The 14,672-nt window shown below is 34.8% G+C and carries 16 protein-coding genes; 5 read left to right on the forward strand and 11 right to left on the reverse strand.

Annotated features, from left to right (window positions below; genetic code table 11):
• Positions 1–13: 13 nt before the first annotated feature.
• From Z053_RS0101110 to Z053_RS31260, 5 genes are all read left to right on the forward strand, one after another.
• A complete protein-coding gene (locus Z053_RS0101110; RefSeq protein WP_025663187.1) occupies positions 14–862 on the forward strand; it encodes a hypothetical protein in 849 nt (282 codons plus the stop codon).
• A gap of 170 nt (positions 863–1,032) precedes the next feature.
• Positions 1,033–1,998 carry a CBASS oligonucleotide cyclase gene (locus Z053_RS0101115; RefSeq protein WP_025663188.1) on the forward strand — a complete coding sequence of 322 codons (966 nt, stop codon included), beginning with the start codon at positions 1,033–1,035 and terminating at the stop codon, positions 1,996–1,998.
• Positions 1,999–2,008: 10 nt separating this feature from the next.
• Positions 2,009–2,518: an HORMA-1 domain-containing protein gene (locus Z053_RS0101120; protein WP_025663189.1), complete on the forward strand. Its 510-nt coding sequence runs from the start codon at positions 2,009–2,011 to the stop codon at positions 2,516–2,518.
• Positions 2,519–2,520: 2 nt separating this feature from the next.
• Positions 2,521–3,468, forward strand: coding sequence for an AAA family ATPase (locus Z053_RS0101125; RefSeq protein ID WP_025663190.1), 948 nt, complete (start codon positions 2,521–2,523; stop codon positions 3,466–3,468).
• Positions 3,469–3,491: 23 nt separating this feature from the next.
• Positions 3,492–3,662, forward strand: a complete 171-nt coding sequence (locus tag Z053_RS31260; protein ID WP_160170035.1) for a hypothetical protein — start codon at positions 3,492–3,494, stop codon at positions 3,660–3,662.
• A 116-nt stretch (positions 3,663–3,778) separates the two neighbouring features.
• On the opposite strand, the gene Z053_RS0101135 is transcribed toward Z053_RS31260, so the two are convergent.
• The 11 genes from Z053_RS0101135 to Z053_RS0101185 all read right to left on the reverse strand — a co-directional run bounded on the left by Z053_RS0101135 (position 3,779) and on the right by Z053_RS0101185 (position 14,668).
• Entirely contained in the window at positions 3,779–4,549 is a 771-nt protein-coding gene (locus Z053_RS0101135; protein ID WP_025663191.1) for a M90 family metallopeptidase, read from the reverse strand.
• A 15-nt stretch (positions 4,550–4,564) separates the two neighbouring features.
• Positions 4,565–4,777 carry a heavy-metal-associated domain-containing protein gene (locus Z053_RS0101140; protein ID WP_025663192.1) on the reverse strand — a complete coding sequence of 71 codons (213 nt, stop codon included), beginning with the start codon at positions 4,775–4,777 and terminating at the stop codon, positions 4,565–4,567.
• A gap of 21 nt (positions 4,778–4,798) precedes the next feature.
• Positions 4,799–5,140, reverse strand: coding sequence for a hypothetical protein (locus Z053_RS0101145; RefSeq protein ID WP_025663193.1), 342 nt, complete (start codon positions 5,138–5,140; stop codon positions 4,799–4,801).
• Positions 5,141–5,145: 5 nt separating this feature from the next.
• Complete coding sequence (locus tag Z053_RS0101150; RefSeq protein ID WP_025663194.1) at positions 5,146–7,410, reverse strand: heavy metal translocating P-type ATPase; 2,265 nt, start codon at positions 7,408–7,410, stop codon at positions 5,146–5,148.
• A gap of 228 nt (positions 7,411–7,638) precedes the next feature.
• The gene (locus Z053_RS0101155) at positions 7,639–8,388 is read right to left on the reverse strand and encodes a transporter (protein ID WP_025663195.1); all 750 of its coding nucleotides are present in this window, start codon (positions 8,386–8,388) and stop codon (positions 7,639–7,641) included.
• A 227-nt stretch (positions 8,389–8,615) separates the two neighbouring features.
• Positions 8,616–9,170: a hypothetical protein gene (locus tag Z053_RS0101160; RefSeq protein WP_025663196.1), complete on the reverse strand. Its 555-nt coding sequence runs from the start codon at positions 9,168–9,170 to the stop codon at positions 8,616–8,618.
• Positions 9,171–9,189: 19 nt separating this feature from the next.
• Entirely contained in the window at positions 9,190–11,589 is a 2,400-nt protein-coding gene (locus tag Z053_RS0101165; RefSeq protein WP_025663197.1) for a TonB-dependent receptor, read from the reverse strand.
• A 43-nt stretch (positions 11,590–11,632) separates the two neighbouring features.
• On the reverse strand, positions 11,633–11,962 hold the full coding sequence (locus Z053_RS0101170) for a hypothetical protein (RefSeq protein ID WP_025663198.1): 330 nt from the start codon (positions 11,960–11,962) through the stop codon (positions 11,633–11,635).
• A gap of 84 nt (positions 11,963–12,046) precedes the next feature.
• Positions 12,047–12,613, reverse strand: coding sequence for a helix-turn-helix domain-containing protein (locus Z053_RS0101175; protein WP_025663199.1), 567 nt, complete (start codon positions 12,611–12,613; stop codon positions 12,047–12,049).
• A gap of 2 nt (positions 12,614–12,615) precedes the next feature.
• Positions 12,616–12,810: a hypothetical protein gene (locus tag Z053_RS31010; protein WP_152538237.1), complete on the reverse strand. Its 195-nt coding sequence runs from the start codon at positions 12,808–12,810 to the stop codon at positions 12,616–12,618.
• A gap of 55 nt (positions 12,811–12,865) precedes the next feature.
• Entirely contained in the window at positions 12,866–14,668 is a 1,803-nt protein-coding gene (locus Z053_RS0101185) for an efflux RND transporter periplasmic adaptor subunit (protein ID WP_025663200.1), read from the reverse strand.
• Between the last annotated feature and the right edge of the window lie 4 nt (positions 14,669–14,672).

Consider the following 14,672-nt stretch of genomic DNA (forward strand, 5'->3'; position numbering starts at 1 on the left):
AAATGAAAAACTAATGAAAAAAATAACATTCATCATAGCAATAAACTTTACCATGCTTTTAATGGCGGAACAAGATAGTAATCCAGTTCAGGAGACTTTATTGCAAACAAATGATTCAGAAATTCTCATTCAACAAAAAATAAATAAAGAGATCAACTCATTGAATAAGGACATTCTAGAAAATACAAAACGTACCATTACTAATGAAAATAAAATTGAACATCTATTTATTACCAAAGTAGGGATTCAGGGAGTATTGATAGCATTAATTTTAACTTTTTTAGGGATTTTTGGATTAGATAAAACGATAAAAAGAAAATTTCAAAAATCTATCAATAGTGTCAAAGAAGCAGAAATTAGAACCATACTGCACATTAAAAATTCAGAAAGAGATAATGAAGAGTTAAGAGCTCAATCCAAAATATTGTTGGTAAATGAAGTCACGACTCCAGTAAATGAAGATTTAGAACGAATTTTTATAAAAGGATCCTCAAAAGTACAATTCAACTGTACTCAAATAAATATCAAAGAGTTAACCTATAAGCAAATAAAAAATGAATTAGTTAATCAAAAAGGGCCGCATCCTACAGATTTTGAATTAGTCATCTTTGATAATTCAAGCGCTGATGGAAGAAAATGGGATAAAACTTGCTTAGATGATGATATGATACCTCTTACCAAAGAGTTTTTAAATAGAGGAATCGGAGTCTTGTATTATTCCAATGATCAATTTTTTCCTTCACATCATTTAGAATATAAAAATATACCTAATAAACATCTACTAACATATGCGAATGTAGTTCCACATTTATACAATAACGCCATGACATTATTAAAACTTCAAAATTTATATAAAGATTAGAAAATACTTAGCACTTGATACCATGAAAACTATTATCTGCCAATTTTATCTTCTTCGTCATCTCAATTCAATAAAATTTCGTGTTTCAAACTCAAATATACCTTCATCAAGGTATTGAAAACCCTTCCAAATGTGACGTTCTTGTCATCATAAAATAACAAATTTAAATTATGGGAAGAGAACACGTTTCACAAAAGGATATGGCAAATTGGGCAGTAAACACAGTTAATCTGCCCAGTGATAAAGCCAAAGAATATAGAGCACAGGCGAATCGGTTGAGAGAAAAACTTAAAAACTATTTAAATGATCATCCAGACTTTGTATTAAAAAGAATGATTATTTCTGGTAGTCTTGCAAAAAGTACTGCTCTTAGATCAATCAATGATATCGATGTTGGGTGTTACATTAAAGTTGATTCTGCACCATCTAGTATTAAAGAATTACTAGATTATTTAGCAGAAAAACTAAGAAAGGCTTTCCCTAATTTTAGCCCAGATCAAGTGGTTCCACAAACATATTCTGTTCAAGTTTCCTTTAAAGGAACTGGGTTAGATGTAGATATAGTACCAATACTTTATTATGATGACCCTGATTGGTATGGGGATCTTGTTAGTCAAGAGGATGGTTCGTTTTTAAAAACGAATATCCCATTCCATATAGAATTTATCAAAGCACGGAAATCAAAAAATAACCCTCATTTTGCTCAAGTGATAAGACTTGCAAAATACTGGGCAAGAAATTTGAAAAATGAAAATCCAAAGTTTAAGTTCAAGTCCTTTATGATTGAACTAATTTTTGCAAAACTTGCGGATAATGGTCGAGATTTTTCAGATTATCCTGAAGCTCTTCAGAGCTTTTTCACCTATGTAGCTAAAACAGATATAAGAGAGCAAATTTCATTTAATGACTATTATCCTTACAGTAGTATTGGCTCATTTTCAGAACCTGTTCAAATAATAGACCCTGTTAACGAAGAAAATAATGCTGCAAAGCTTTATACAAAAGCTCAAGCAGATTTAATTGTAGATGCTGCTATTGATGCAGGTGACGCCATAGATGCTGCATTAGCGGCTACTACAAAAGAGAAGACTGTTTATTACTGGAAAAAAGTATTTGGACCAACATTTCACATTTAAAAAATAATTCATGAGTTATAGTAATACATTTAATAAGACTTTTACAGTTACAGATGCTAAGAAATTAGCGGCTAAAGTAGCAACAGATTTAAAAAGAATACAAAGGTTTTACCATCAACCATCAGATAGTCGTATATCTGATTTTGAAGCCGAGATTGTAGAACTTCTTAAAGATGGTTATTTGGATACCGTTATATATGGATTTCAAAAAAATGGGGATTGGATTGAGCCTACAATAAAATATACAGCAAAAGATCTTGCAAATACATCAGATGTTGATGACGATCCTGGAAGAATAAGGCTTGGAGCTGATATAGATGGAGCATTTTTTTACAGCTATCTTACCTATACCTCAGCATGGTTTAATTTAAGTACTGAAGATAAAAATGAATATAAAAACAATTTACCCTTTAAAAGAACAGAGGCAGTTGAACCAGGTGTAAATGGTTATTTATCACAAGATAAAACGTATACCTCTGGGAGTAAATCACTTAATCGTTTTATAGTTAAAAAATATTAATTATGAGTACAAGACCATCAATTGACAACTTATTCGAACAAGCAATTGTATATCCTGATTTTGAGTTTCAAGAAAGACTCAACGCATTGGTTGGATTAGAGAACCATAAAAGTCGTATGACAAAAATTCTAAGCCTTCTAATAAACCCAGAAGGAATAAGATTTTGGATGAAAAAATATCATCCTAATGCAAAACGTATATCCAATATTGTGTTGAGAAGACCTCCATTGGTTATTTTAGAAGGTGATGTTGGGTCAGGTAAATCAGAATTAGCAACATGTATTGGTGACGCTGTTGCTAGACAAGAAGGAATAGATGTCACTTTACTACCGCTAAGTTTATCCGCAAGAGGACAAGGACACGTTGGCGAGATGACAAAACTAATATCAACAGCATTTGATCACACAATTGAAAAAGCTAGAAAACTAAAGAATTCTTCAGGTAAATCTAAGGGTGCAGTAATTCTTCTAGTAGATGAAGCAGATGCTTTAACTCAATCTCGAGAAAGCAACCAAATGCACCATGAAGACAAAGCTGGTGTAAATGCTTTTATACGTGGAATTGACAGAATTGCTAATAGCAAATTACCAGCAGCAGTAATAATGTGTACGAATCGCTTGAATTCTTTAGACCCAGCAATAAAGAGAAGGTCCGCAGATATCTTAAAATTCGGTAGACCAAATGAAGAACAGAGATTATCTGTGTTAAGAGAACCATTAATTGAACTTGGTTTCACTGATGCTGAAATTAAAGATATGGTAGGGATCACAGGTGAAACTGATGCGAGAGAGTATGGATTTACTTTTTCTGATTTAACGCAACGACTATTACCTTCTTTAGTTTTAGACGCGTATCCAAATGAGGGCGTTAATCCCAAAAAATCTAAGGAAATTGCTGATAAAATAAAACCTACACCTCCATTTCAAGATAATACGATTTTGCATAAGTAGATATTGACCATAAAAATAGACGTATGAAAGAGACTAAGGTTAATCTCATTGGAATTGGAGCTTTTGTAGGAGATCTATTTAGATTATTAGTTAGTACTATACATAAATCAAAAATTAAAGAAGAAGAAGATCCTAATAGAAGTTTTGATTTTCAGCTCTCAGGTATAAAAACTGTAAAAATAGGTACTTTATAAAAAAGTACCTATTTAATATTTTTCATTAAAAATTACTATTTCCTTTGTACTAGTATTTATAAAAAAATCATGGTATTTATTACATAAGTATGGCCTTCAAATTCTTTATAAAAATATTATGCTATTTGTTGATTAAAGCACTTAACCAACATCTCATAAAGTTCCGGATGTTTTCTTTTGAGTAAATCGGGTCGCTCAAAAAAATACTCTGACGCAACCGCAAAGAATTCTGCTTGGTTTGTGCTGCCATATTTACGAATATCGGAATGGTTATCGTTAATCGCTTCCATTTCATTATGGATAAGATTTAACCACGGTATGGCATATTGATGCTGTAATAATCGTTCTGGCACACCATCCGCCCTATCATCAAGCTTATCTATTAGGTGAACAAATTCGTGGATACCGGTGTTGCTTTTATCACTTTTATTATTGAAACCGTGATATAATGCTTTTTTGGACAGAATCATTTGCTTTTCAAATCGTCCGTTACCGACAATTCCACCAATGTTGCGTGATTTATCCCTATTGCCAAATTGCATATCCTCATTAAAATTGTCCGGGTACAAAAGTATTCCACTTAAATTGGTGTAATGCCATTCTTTAAAGCCAAATACGGGTATTACCGAACTGGCTGCGATTAAAATTTTATCGAGCTCTTCCAATTCCAATTTCACACCATCAATATAGACTTCGCTCAAAAACTGCATCATTCGCTGCTGAAAAACCACCTGCTTTTCCCCTGAAAGATTACGATAATAGAGTACGTTCTCTAACAACAACCCGTGCCAATGTTCTGGGAAAGGTTTAACCTTTCGTCGCTTTGCTTTTCTATAGAAATGAACGGCAAAAAAAATGATGACACCTAAGAGAATTACATAAACCATACTTCTTCAAAAGTGTTAATCTATGGATTCCGCTTTGAACCCTACTTTTTGCAAAGTAGCCTTAACCTCTTCTTCGGTGGCGCTTTCGCTTTCAACCGTGAGAATTTTATCAAGATTGTTCGTGTCTACTACCCAACTTTCAACACCTTTTTGCTTGTTTAAAAAAGGCGTTACTTTTGATACGCAACCACCACAATTGATATTTGTTTTAAATTTTAAAGTTTTCATTTAATTTTAATTTGGTTTATATTAATGTGCTGTTCCCTGTATTCTATGAACATTGGTGTGAATTTCATTCAGTTGTTTGAATAATTCTTGATATAAAGGCTCTCTTTTTTCTGTACAGCAGGAGACATAGAGTTTTCCTATTAAGCTTCCGCATTCCTCAATATGAACGATGCAATTTGAAATTGTATCTTTATTTCCAACTCTTAATTGATTATTCAAATTATTTAGACAGTTAAAAGTGTCTTGTATTTTTTCACTTCTAATAGGCATACAACAAGTAGAAGATATTTTTTCTAGCGTTATTTCACATACTTGAATTTTCTCTAATGATATTTTTATAAAATTATTCTGAATTGTATCCATATTTTTTATTTAATTAATTGAATATTCTTTAATCTTAAACTATTGGCTACTACCGATACGCTACTAAATGCCATTGCCATTCCTGCAATCATTGGATCCAACAAAAAGCCATTTATAGGATATAGCACACCTGCTGCTATTGGAATTCCAATGATATTATAAATAAAGGCCCAAAACAGGTTTTGACGGATCCCCAATACAGTTCTTTTTGAGAGTTCCAACGCTTTGGGAATGGATAGCAAATCTGAAGTTATCAAGGTCATCTTTGCAACGTCCATCGCAATGTCAGAACCTCTCCCCATTGCAATACTCACATTGGCCTCTGCCAAGGCGTGGGAATCGTTGATGCCATCACCCACCATTGCCACTATTTTTCCATCAGCTTGCAATTTTTCCACAAAAGCTGCTTTATCCGAAGGCATTACCTCCCCTTGATAATGGGTTATTCCCACTTGTTGCGCTACTGCTGATGCGGTTTTGTTATTATCACCTGTAAGCATATACACTTCTATTCCTTTGTTTTGTAACGTTGTAATAGCCTTTTTGGATGTTTCTTTAATCTTATCTGCAATGGCAAGTATTGCCAATACTTGTTCGCTATTACTAAAGAATATGACCGTTTTTGCTTGTTCTTCAAGATTTTCGGATGCTTTGATTAAGGCGGCATCGATTTGAATATCATTCTTGACCATTAATTTATGGTTGCCTACAAAGTATTTTGTGCCATTTTCCGATTCTGCCTCAACACCCATTCCCGTTATACTTTCAAAAGAAGTGATTTCAGTGGGTTGAACATTTTGTTCCTTAAAATGGTTGACTACTGCTTCAGCCAATGGATGTTCAGACTGTGCCTCAATCGCCGAAAGAATTTGTTTGTATTTCTTTTTATCATTAAGTTTTTCAGTCCAAATTATATCCGTTACTAGGGGTTTTCCTTCGGTAATCGTGCCTGTTTTATCGAGGACTACGGTATTAACTTTATGCCCAAGCTCCAGACTTTCGGCATCTTTTATGAGAATATTGTTCTCCGCTCCTTTTCCTATTCCCACCATAATCGCTGTTGGTGTTGCTAATCCCAACGCACAAGGGCAGGCAATGACCAACACTGCTACGGAAGTCAATAAAGCGTGCGAAAATGCATTATCACCACCAACAAACATCCAAATAATGAAGGTAATGATAGATATACCCAATACGATAGGAACAAAAATTCCCGCAATCTTATCGACCAATTTTTGTACAGGTGCTTTGCTTCCCTGTGCTTCCTGAACCATTTTTATGATTTGTGAAAGCAGGGTTTCCCCTCCTACTTTTTCCGCAGTCAATTGAAAACTTCCTTTTTGATTAACGGTACCGGCAAATACTTTTCCGTCTTTGGATTTTTGAACTGGAACCGGTTCGCCCGAAATCATACTTTCATCTACATAAGAATTCCCTTTTGACACCTCACCATCTACAGGGATTTTCTCTCCAGGACGCACGAGGATAGTTTGACCTACTTGAACTTCAGAAATGGGGATTTCCTTTTCTTCACCGTTTTCTATTACCTTCAACGTTTTAGGCTGTAATCCCATCAATTTTTTGATAGCCGAAGAAGTGTTCGATTTTGCTTTTTCCTCCAATAATTTTCCAAGAGAAATAAAGGTAATGATAACAGTTGCTGCTTCATAATAGACGTGAGGTTCCATACCACGACTTAGCCAAAATTGAGGAAACAGCGTATTGAATACACTAAATAGAAAGGCGATTCCTGTACTTAATGCTACCAACGTATCCATATTGGCCTTTCCATACTTTGCTTGTTTGAAGGCATTAATAAAAAAGTTACGCCCAAACCAAAATAAAACAGGAACGGTCAAGACCAACGATATCCATTTTCCAGATTCCCATTCCATAAAGAACATTCCCAGAATAAAAATGGGCAGCGTTAAAATAGCTGACCAAATGGTACGGTTTTTTATGTCTTGATAGTGCTTTCGCTGAAATTCTTGTTGTACTTCTACGGGGTCTTCTACATCAATAATAATGTCATAACCTACTTCACGCAGGACACGCTGTAATTTTTTTTCTGAGATGCTTTCATCATAATCGATTAACACAGAGTTACTAGCAAAATTTACTGTGGCCTTGTTAACGCCATCTGTATGGAAAAGAATAGACTCTACACTACTGGCGCAAGCAGCACAAGTCATACCTGTTACTGGGAATGATTTTTTTATTCCTTGTTTAGATTCTTTAGATTTTGTTTCAAATATTTTAACCGTCTCCATAACTCTATTCTTAATTGATGTTACAAATTTCAGAATTAAAGAAGATAAATCTATTACATAATATGCTTAACCATTTGTAAAATTTACCGATACAATAGATTCTTTATATCAGTTCTGAGGCAAGTAAAGTTTAAACAAATTATCACCAAAAGACATCTCATCCAAATGCCTCTTTTACAATAGAATTTTATCATTAGTTATTTAGATTGTTCATAATGAAGCCAATAGTTAGTTTTTATTTTTATTAATCAACAAGCTAAAACCAATGGAAATGTAATTCATTCTTTTATTAATTCCTGTTCCAAATGAAAAGTCAAACTGTAAATTTTTATTCGCTAAATAGGTTAGACCAGCATCAAAATTTGGAATATATTCTTCTAAATCTATTAATTCACCATATGGTTCAATATATATTCCAACCCTATTATTTATTCCAATTCCTAATGCAAGAGAATATGTTAGATCTCCTTTACCCTGCCCAAAATAATTGTAACCTAAATTATATCCAATTCCCACTCTTTCATTTATTTCGTGAGAAATAGAAATTTTATTGATTGTTCCTAAATTATCATTGGTCAACTCTTTTGTTCCGGTTGGGACAATTATATGAGAAAGGAAAGCAATTTCTGTATTCTTACTTTCATCTTTGAGTAATTGTACTTTTGTTCCAATTTCAATATCGCTAATTCCTTCTACAGATACGTTATCATTTCTTAATGATTCATATTGGCTAAGGAATCTGACTTCAATGCTTTTGGACACCCCATATCTGAATAAATTTGTTGGTGCTAAAATTTGTCTATTTGAACTTTGATTATCTCCTTCAAAACCAATCAGGAAGCCAGTTTCAATTTGTAGATTTCCATTCCCAACAGTTGACGAGCTTTCTGTTTGGTCTGGTCTATCTGTGATAATTTGAGCATTTAATTGCATTGAAATTAACACACTCAGTCCTAGGATTATTTTTTTTATTTCCATATTTTTTTAATTGATTACAACTAGTCATAAAAAAGCAGTTCCTTAATTCGTTCAATTTTTTGGTTGACAATATATTGTTCTTATACGACGTAACTCACTGGCTTAATTCGGTTTTGATTAGTTTTTAGTCTTGGCTTTTTCACAAAAAATCTAAATTAAATGCCCTTTACAAAAAAATCATAAAAGGCATTCATTTTGTGATAAAGAAAAGTGCAACAAATTCAAATCTACTCTATCGTTACATTAAAGGGTGCTGCAATGTCTGTATTGCCACCTGCATCATCAAGACCCGTATTTGGTTTAGTAGGTAGGTGTCGCAATGTAAAGTTCAACACTCCTGAACTTGCTGCACCAGCAGTAAGCGTGAATTTTGTGCCTAACGGATTCTCATCTCCATCAAAATTAGAGTAGGTAGTTGAAATATCAAGACCGCCAGCAGTGGTATAGAAAAACTGATGGTCTTCGGCTTCGGCTTCTACTTCATCGGTTACCACTTCTGGGGGACTTACTGTTTCGTTAAGAATCACAACTGTACCGTTGTAGGTAACTCCAGCACTTAGATTGCCCGAAACGGTAACGACTGGCGGCTCTGGGCCATCGTCATCCAAATCGCGAGTCTGCATAATAATGGGTGTCCCACCTCCATTGGGTTCAAGTGTTACCGTTAAAGTGGTTAGTGGTTCTTCTTCATTTACTTGTTCTGGCGCATCGTCGTCATTTGAACACGACACGAACAAAACTGCTGCAAAAATTATAGTCGATAAAAATTTCACGTTTTTCATTTGTTTTTGATTTTAAAAATTAATAATTGAGTTTGAGATTTAATAAAAAGTTCCTGCCCAAATCATCTGCGTAAAAGCGCTGGCGGTTCAGATAATTTCTATAGCTTGTATTAAATAAGTTTGTAATGCCAAAACCTACCGTGAGTGTTGATTTTTTATTGGCTTTAAAATCAATACTTGAATTGAAATTAAGTAAATGGTACGCCTCTGGCGGTGTACTCACGTCAACAACTTCCATCGTTTGGGTCACTGGTAAGAACACCTCAAAATTGTTATCTGGAAATTCGTTTTGACGAAATACATACTCGCTTTGCAGTGCCAACCTAATATTCTTAAAGTCTGGATTTTGATATACAATTTCGTTTTTTGTATTTACGGATGGTATATTTATTAAAGGCTCATCCCTATTATTATCATATCCCTTTACAAAAGAAAATTGATGGTTAAAGCGAAAAATTTGGGTAAAGGCATAAGAGGCATTAAAATCTACTCCCAAAAGCTGGGCATCTGTCTGCCTGTATTCCCAAACTTGAAAGCTACCTCTTATGGTTTGCTGAATTTCTACAGGTTCGAGAACCATAAAATCTTTGATGATATTTATAAAAGGATTTACCGAAAAACTGAACTTTTCGTTTTCCCGTTGAAAAGTCAATGCGATTTTATTTCCGATTTCTGAATTGAAACTTAAATCGCCCAACTCGATGCGAGAGGCAGATTGATGCAAACCCTCGCTAAAAAGTTCAGAAGGGTTAGGTGCGCGAGATGCTAGTGAATAGTTGAAAAACAATTTATATTCATCGCTAAAAGAGTAGGTGGCACCCATGGTTGCCGAAGCGTTATAAAAATTAAGTTGTGGATTGGCCAAAATCTGATTGGTCAATTCTTCGACTACAATTTCAGGGAAGAACTGGCCGTAATTACGTGATTCCCAAAAGGACGTTCTGTAAAATTTAAAAGCGTCCATATAGGTGTAATCAAAACGTCCACCAGCTTCTAAAAGAAACCTGTCGTTCAACCTATAATCTGCTATGGCATATATCCCAAAATCATATTTGTCGTAATCGGGTATCAACCTACGCACTCCTGTATCAGGGTCTGCAAAGTTGTTCTGATACCTTGCCATTACACCAGTTTTTAGGTTTACTGCATCGGTTAAGTGAGAATCTAAATCGAGCATCAATGTATGGGTCTCCAATTGCAAATCCAATGAAGCCTTGTCTTTACCAGCACCACGCCTAATATCAAATTCCAAACGGTTATTACGCTGAAAATCATATTGTAGGTTCACTTTTCCAAAGCCATCAAACCTTTTAAACCCCTTTATTCGCGCCAAATGGTGCGTGACATCTTGGTTTGGTGCAGCAATATTGTAGGTAAAGTCATTTATTATTAAAGGCCTGTCACTATTTAATGCCATTACTAAGTCTTCAATGCCACCCAGATTAGATGCTCTTAAAATGCCAATTTCATTTTTAAAGAGTGAATAATACGCCTCGACGCCATAATCAAATTGATTTAAACCTACCTTAAAAGACAGGTTACGCTCAAAAGTTCCCGTGTTACTCAACACATAGTCAGGTGCGTCAAAATCACCAAAACGTTTTAATGTTCCTTGCAAGGTTGCGTGCCATCCGCTTTGATAGCTTTTGGTCAATTGCGAGGTAAAAGAAGCACCACGACCGTTACTTGCTCCAGCTAGTAAGGTCTTACCGTAAATACTATCCTTAACGGGAACTTTTGAAGCTTCGGCAACTATTACACCTCCCACGGCATCTCCACTATATTGTAAAGCTCCTGCCCCTTTAATCAAGGTTAGGTTTCCTGCGGAATTAATGTCCACATTTGGGGCGTGCTCAGCTCCCCATTCTTGATCTTCCATCCGAACACCATTGTTGATGATGACAACACGACTACTGTGAAGTCCATTAATCAAAGGTTTTACAACTGTATTTCCTGTGTTGAGGGAAGAGACACCGCTTAAACTGTTTAGTGCATCACCGAGTGTACCGCTACTAAAACGTTCCAACTCATCTTTTGAGATTGTGTTTTCCTGTATTGTTTTGGTCTTATTACCGTAAGCTTTTCCCTCCACGGTAACTTGGTTCAGTTCTTCCAAATGATGCTCCAATTTAAAGCTTTTGGTCGTGTTGTCAAATACCTTAATGGTAAACCCTTTGGTCAAGCAATAGGGATGCGACACTTGTATATTATAAGTATCATTGCATAGGTTTCGAATTGTAAATTTTCCGTCGAGGTCTGTAACAACAGCTTTTTCAGAACCTGCAACAATAAGTGTTGCGCCCACAAGCAAAGACCCATCGTGAAGATCTGTTATCGTGCCAGAAAGTGTGTTGTCACAATTTTGTGAAAAAGATGTAATACTGCTCAATAGCAGTATTAATAGTGCATACTTGCGCATATAAATTCTTAATTAAAATAAAACGTATCAGTTAGTTTATCTATTAAGAAAAAAATGGAGGTGCGCGTAGCTGTTTATTGGTTATTTTAAAGGAATGGAACTGTAACGACGTGAAGGTTTCATCAACCTTTTCAAAAATTCTAGGTAATAATAAATCTGGATATTTGGCTATATTGTAGTTAAAAGATGCAAGAAGGAAACTACATATCTCACATTTTGCAATGGATTTATGAATATGTGTAGCCTTTTCTGTACAAGTGATATGTTCACGACCTTCAAGCATATGAAAAAACTGAATGGCGGAAGGTGCCATTAATGCTACAGTGAGCAATAATGCAACTATATTTTTACCAATCTGTTTTTTGTGATTCATCGTTCTTTATAACTGTTACAATGTAAAAGTTGTATATTATTACAGAAGCTGACCATATATCTTATTCTTTCACAAAAGAGTTTATTAAACATCATCCAAGGATTTCCTATTTTTGACCACGCTTTTCCTAAACTGCGTTGGTGTCATCCCTGTTACTTTTTTAAATTGATTGCTCAAATAGGCAACACTACTATAATTAAGTTGATAGGCAATTTCAGTTAATGTTAACTCATCATAAACAAGCAGTTCTTTAATTCGTTCAATTTTTTGGTTTATTACATATTGCTCAAAAGTGATGCTCTCAAACGAGGAAAAAAGCGAGCTTAAATATTTGAAATCTAACTTTAGTTCATTATTTATTAGGTCTGCCCAAATAATATCTTTTCCTTCGTTAGAATGATGAACGGTATCAATTACCAAATTCTTCATTTTTTCAATGAGTTGTCCTTTTCGGTCATTAATTAGGCTAAATCCTGCTTGTTTAAGTTTATTTGATAAGGCTTCTTTTTTCTCTTTGCTAAGCTGCGAAACCAATTCTACCTCACCTAACCTTATAGTATTGTACGGAATATCCAACTCACTTAAAATATGGGATACAGCTGCTATACACCTAGGGCATACCATATTTTTTATGTGAATAATTGAACTCATTTTTAAAACAATTTTAATCCAGCTTTTGAGAGCGAAACATAATATGCGACAATGGCAGCAATAATAAATATGGCAATAATGGCCAATACACCAATAATTTTATCTCTTCTAGAGATATCGTTTTTAGATTGGCGCTTATTTCTTTCAGTTTTTCTCCTATTTCTTCTACTTTCACTCATCATCGTTCTTCTTACCATTGCCTAAATTTCTTTATGAGTCTATATAAATAATATATTTAATCTGTTGCAATACTTATTCTATGGTTGCTCTAACTTCACCACATTTTAACATTGATTGCCCGTAGTAAGGGTTTTGTATTTCTTTCTCTAAACTTAACCAGTACGCTCCTTTGTTATCATTCGCCATAGGGCAAAACTCGCTATATACTTTTTGGTTAATCCCAAAGAGTTTTATACTACTGGTTAGATGAGCAGAAAGATGTTTAAAATGTCCTCTTTGTGCTGCTATATCTGATTTTTTTTCAATAGCATTTGCAGAGATCTTCAATTCTTTTTGAATCGTCATCCAATGGTTATGTGCTTCCTTGTCGGATAATAACGTCATATCTACCTTTGCTAAATTCTGGCTTACTTTTTTTGAAGCTATTTGTGCTTCTTTAACATTGTCATTAACAAGAGCATTTTTCAAAAGAATATAACCATCAAAAACCTCTTTTAATTGGTTTTGAAATTTGTTGGAAACTTCTAGTCTTTTGTTCATCTCTGAATGGTTCGTTTTGTCCATTTTATCTTCGGAACCTTCATCTTGCATTCCTAGGTGCCCTTCGTGTCCTGTCATTGTTTTACCTCCTTCAGCATTCATCATTGATTTTTTTCCTTGCAATTGCGCTGCAGCATCAACTGTAAATGTTCCGTTAGTCACTACTTCATTTCCGTTTTCGAGACCTTCTAAAATGGTATAATTGTCACCATTGGCATTACCCAACAGAACTTCTCTCATTTCAAAAACAGGCTCATTTGGTTTTGTTTTAATATAAACCACAGAGCGTTTTCCTGTCCACATAACAGCTGTAGCAGGTACGGTTACTGTGCTTTTAGAATCTGATTGGATACCTTCAATCTTACCCTCAACAAACATCCCTGGTTTAAACTTATCGTTCTTATTATTAAGCACTGCTCTTACCACGATAGTTCTGGTTGCAGAATTTAATAAAGGGTCTATAAATGAAATCTTTGCATCAAAAACTTCATTACGGTAGGCATTTGAAGTAACCTTAATAGTTTGTCCTTCTTTTAATAAAGCTATTTGATTTTCATAAGCATCAAATTCTGCCCAAACAGTATTAAAATTCGCTATTTTATATAAAGGCTGCCCTTGTTTTACATAGTCACCTTCTTCTACCATTTTATGGGTTACCGTACCTGAAACTGTAGCAAATACTGGAAAATTTTCTTGTACCTTTCCAGCAGATTCAATCGCATTAATTTGTTTTTCTGAAAGTTTCCAGAGCTTCAGTTTATTTCTTACGGCCTTGTAAAGTTCTGGTTGTGATTCTTTAAGAGACGAAGCTGTTAGTAGTTCTTGCTGTGCGGCAACCAATTCTGGTGAGTAAATGGTAGCCAATCGTTGCCCTCTTCCTACGCGTTCTCCAGTAGAATTAACATAGAGCTTTTCTATTCGTCCTGCAAAATAGGTGACTTGTACCGCATTAGATTCTTCGTTAGTCATAACCTTACCCGATAACTTTAAAGAGTTATCACCCATTTGTCCTTGGCCTACAACAGAGGTTTGGATATTAGCCAAAGCCATCGCATTTTCGGTCATTTTAATTTCATTAGCATTGAGACCATCTGCGCCAGTTTCCGCTGGTATTAAATCCATTCCACATATTGGACAATCACCAGGTTCGGGTTTCATTATTTGTGGATGCATCGAACAGGTCCACATTTGGTTAGAAGCAATTTCTTCCGAATGATTGTGGTCGTCCATAATCTTATTTGTTACAGTATCAGCAGAATCTCCGCCGAATATTAGAAAGCCGCCTAACAGGCCAACAATAAGCGCAACACTTATGTAAATGATGTTTTTATTCATAATA

It is taken from the genome of Aquimarina megaterium XH134, assembly GCF_000520975.1.
GTDB lineage: Bacteria > Bacteroidota > Bacteroidia > Flavobacteriales > Flavobacteriaceae > Aquimarina > Aquimarina megaterium.

What these genes read in the sequence shown, in the direction of transcription:
- Z053_RS0101110 (WP_025663187.1), top strand. Translation starts at nt 14, where the DNA reads ATGAAAAAAATAACATTCATCATAGCAATAAACTTTACCATGCTTTTA.
- Z053_RS0101115 (WP_025663188.1), top strand. Translation starts at nt 1,033, where the DNA reads ATGGGAAGAGAACACGTTTCACAAAAGGATATGGCAAATTGGGCAGTA.
- Z053_RS0101120 (WP_025663189.1), top strand. Translation starts at nt 2,009, where the DNA reads ATGAGTTATAGTAATACATTTAATAAGACTTTTACAGTTACAGATGCT.
- Z053_RS0101125 (WP_025663190.1), top strand. Translation starts at nt 2,521, where the DNA reads ATGAGTACAAGACCATCAATTGACAACTTATTCGAACAAGCAATTGTA.
- Z053_RS31260 (WP_160170035.1), top strand. Translation starts at nt 3,492, where the DNA reads ATGAAAGAGACTAAGGTTAATCTCATTGGAATTGGAGCTTTTGTAGGA.
- Z053_RS0101135 (WP_025663191.1), bottom strand. Translation starts at nt 4,549, where the DNA reads ATGGTTTATGTAATTCTCTTAGGTGTCATCATTTTTTTTGCCGTTCAT.
- Z053_RS0101140 (WP_025663192.1), bottom strand. Translation starts at nt 4,777, where the DNA reads ATGAAAACTTTAAAATTTAAAACAAATATCAATTGTGGTGGTTGCGTA.
- Z053_RS0101145 (WP_025663193.1), bottom strand. Translation starts at nt 5,140, where the DNA reads ATGGATACAATTCAGAATAATTTTATAAAAATATCATTAGAGAAAATT.
- Z053_RS0101150 (WP_025663194.1), bottom strand. Translation starts at nt 7,410, where the DNA reads ATGGAGACGGTTAAAATATTTGAAACAAAATCTAAAGAATCTAAACAA.
- Z053_RS0101155 (WP_025663195.1), bottom strand. Translation starts at nt 8,388, where the DNA reads ATGGAAATAAAAAAAATAATCCTAGGACTGAGTGTGTTAATTTCAATG.
- Z053_RS0101160 (WP_025663196.1), bottom strand. Translation starts at nt 9,170, where the DNA reads ATGAAAAACGTGAAATTTTTATCGACTATAATTTTTGCAGCAGTTTTG.
- Z053_RS0101165 (WP_025663197.1), bottom strand. Translation starts at nt 11,589, where the DNA reads ATGCGCAAGTATGCACTATTAATACTGCTATTGAGCAGTATTACATCT.
- Z053_RS0101170 (WP_025663198.1), bottom strand. Translation starts at nt 11,962, where the DNA reads ATGAATCACAAAAAACAGATTGGTAAAAATATAGTTGCATTATTGCTC.
- Z053_RS0101175 (WP_025663199.1), bottom strand. Translation starts at nt 12,613, where the DNA reads ATGAGTTCAATTATTCACATAAAAAATATGGTATGCCCTAGGTGTATA.
- Z053_RS31010 (WP_152538237.1), bottom strand. Translation starts at nt 12,810, where the DNA reads ATGGTAAGAAGAACGATGATGAGTGAAAGTAGAAGAAATAGGAGAAAA.
- Z053_RS0101185 (WP_025663200.1), bottom strand. Translation starts at nt 14,668, where the DNA reads ATGAATAAAAACATCATTTACATAAGTGTTGCGCTTATTGTTGGCCTG.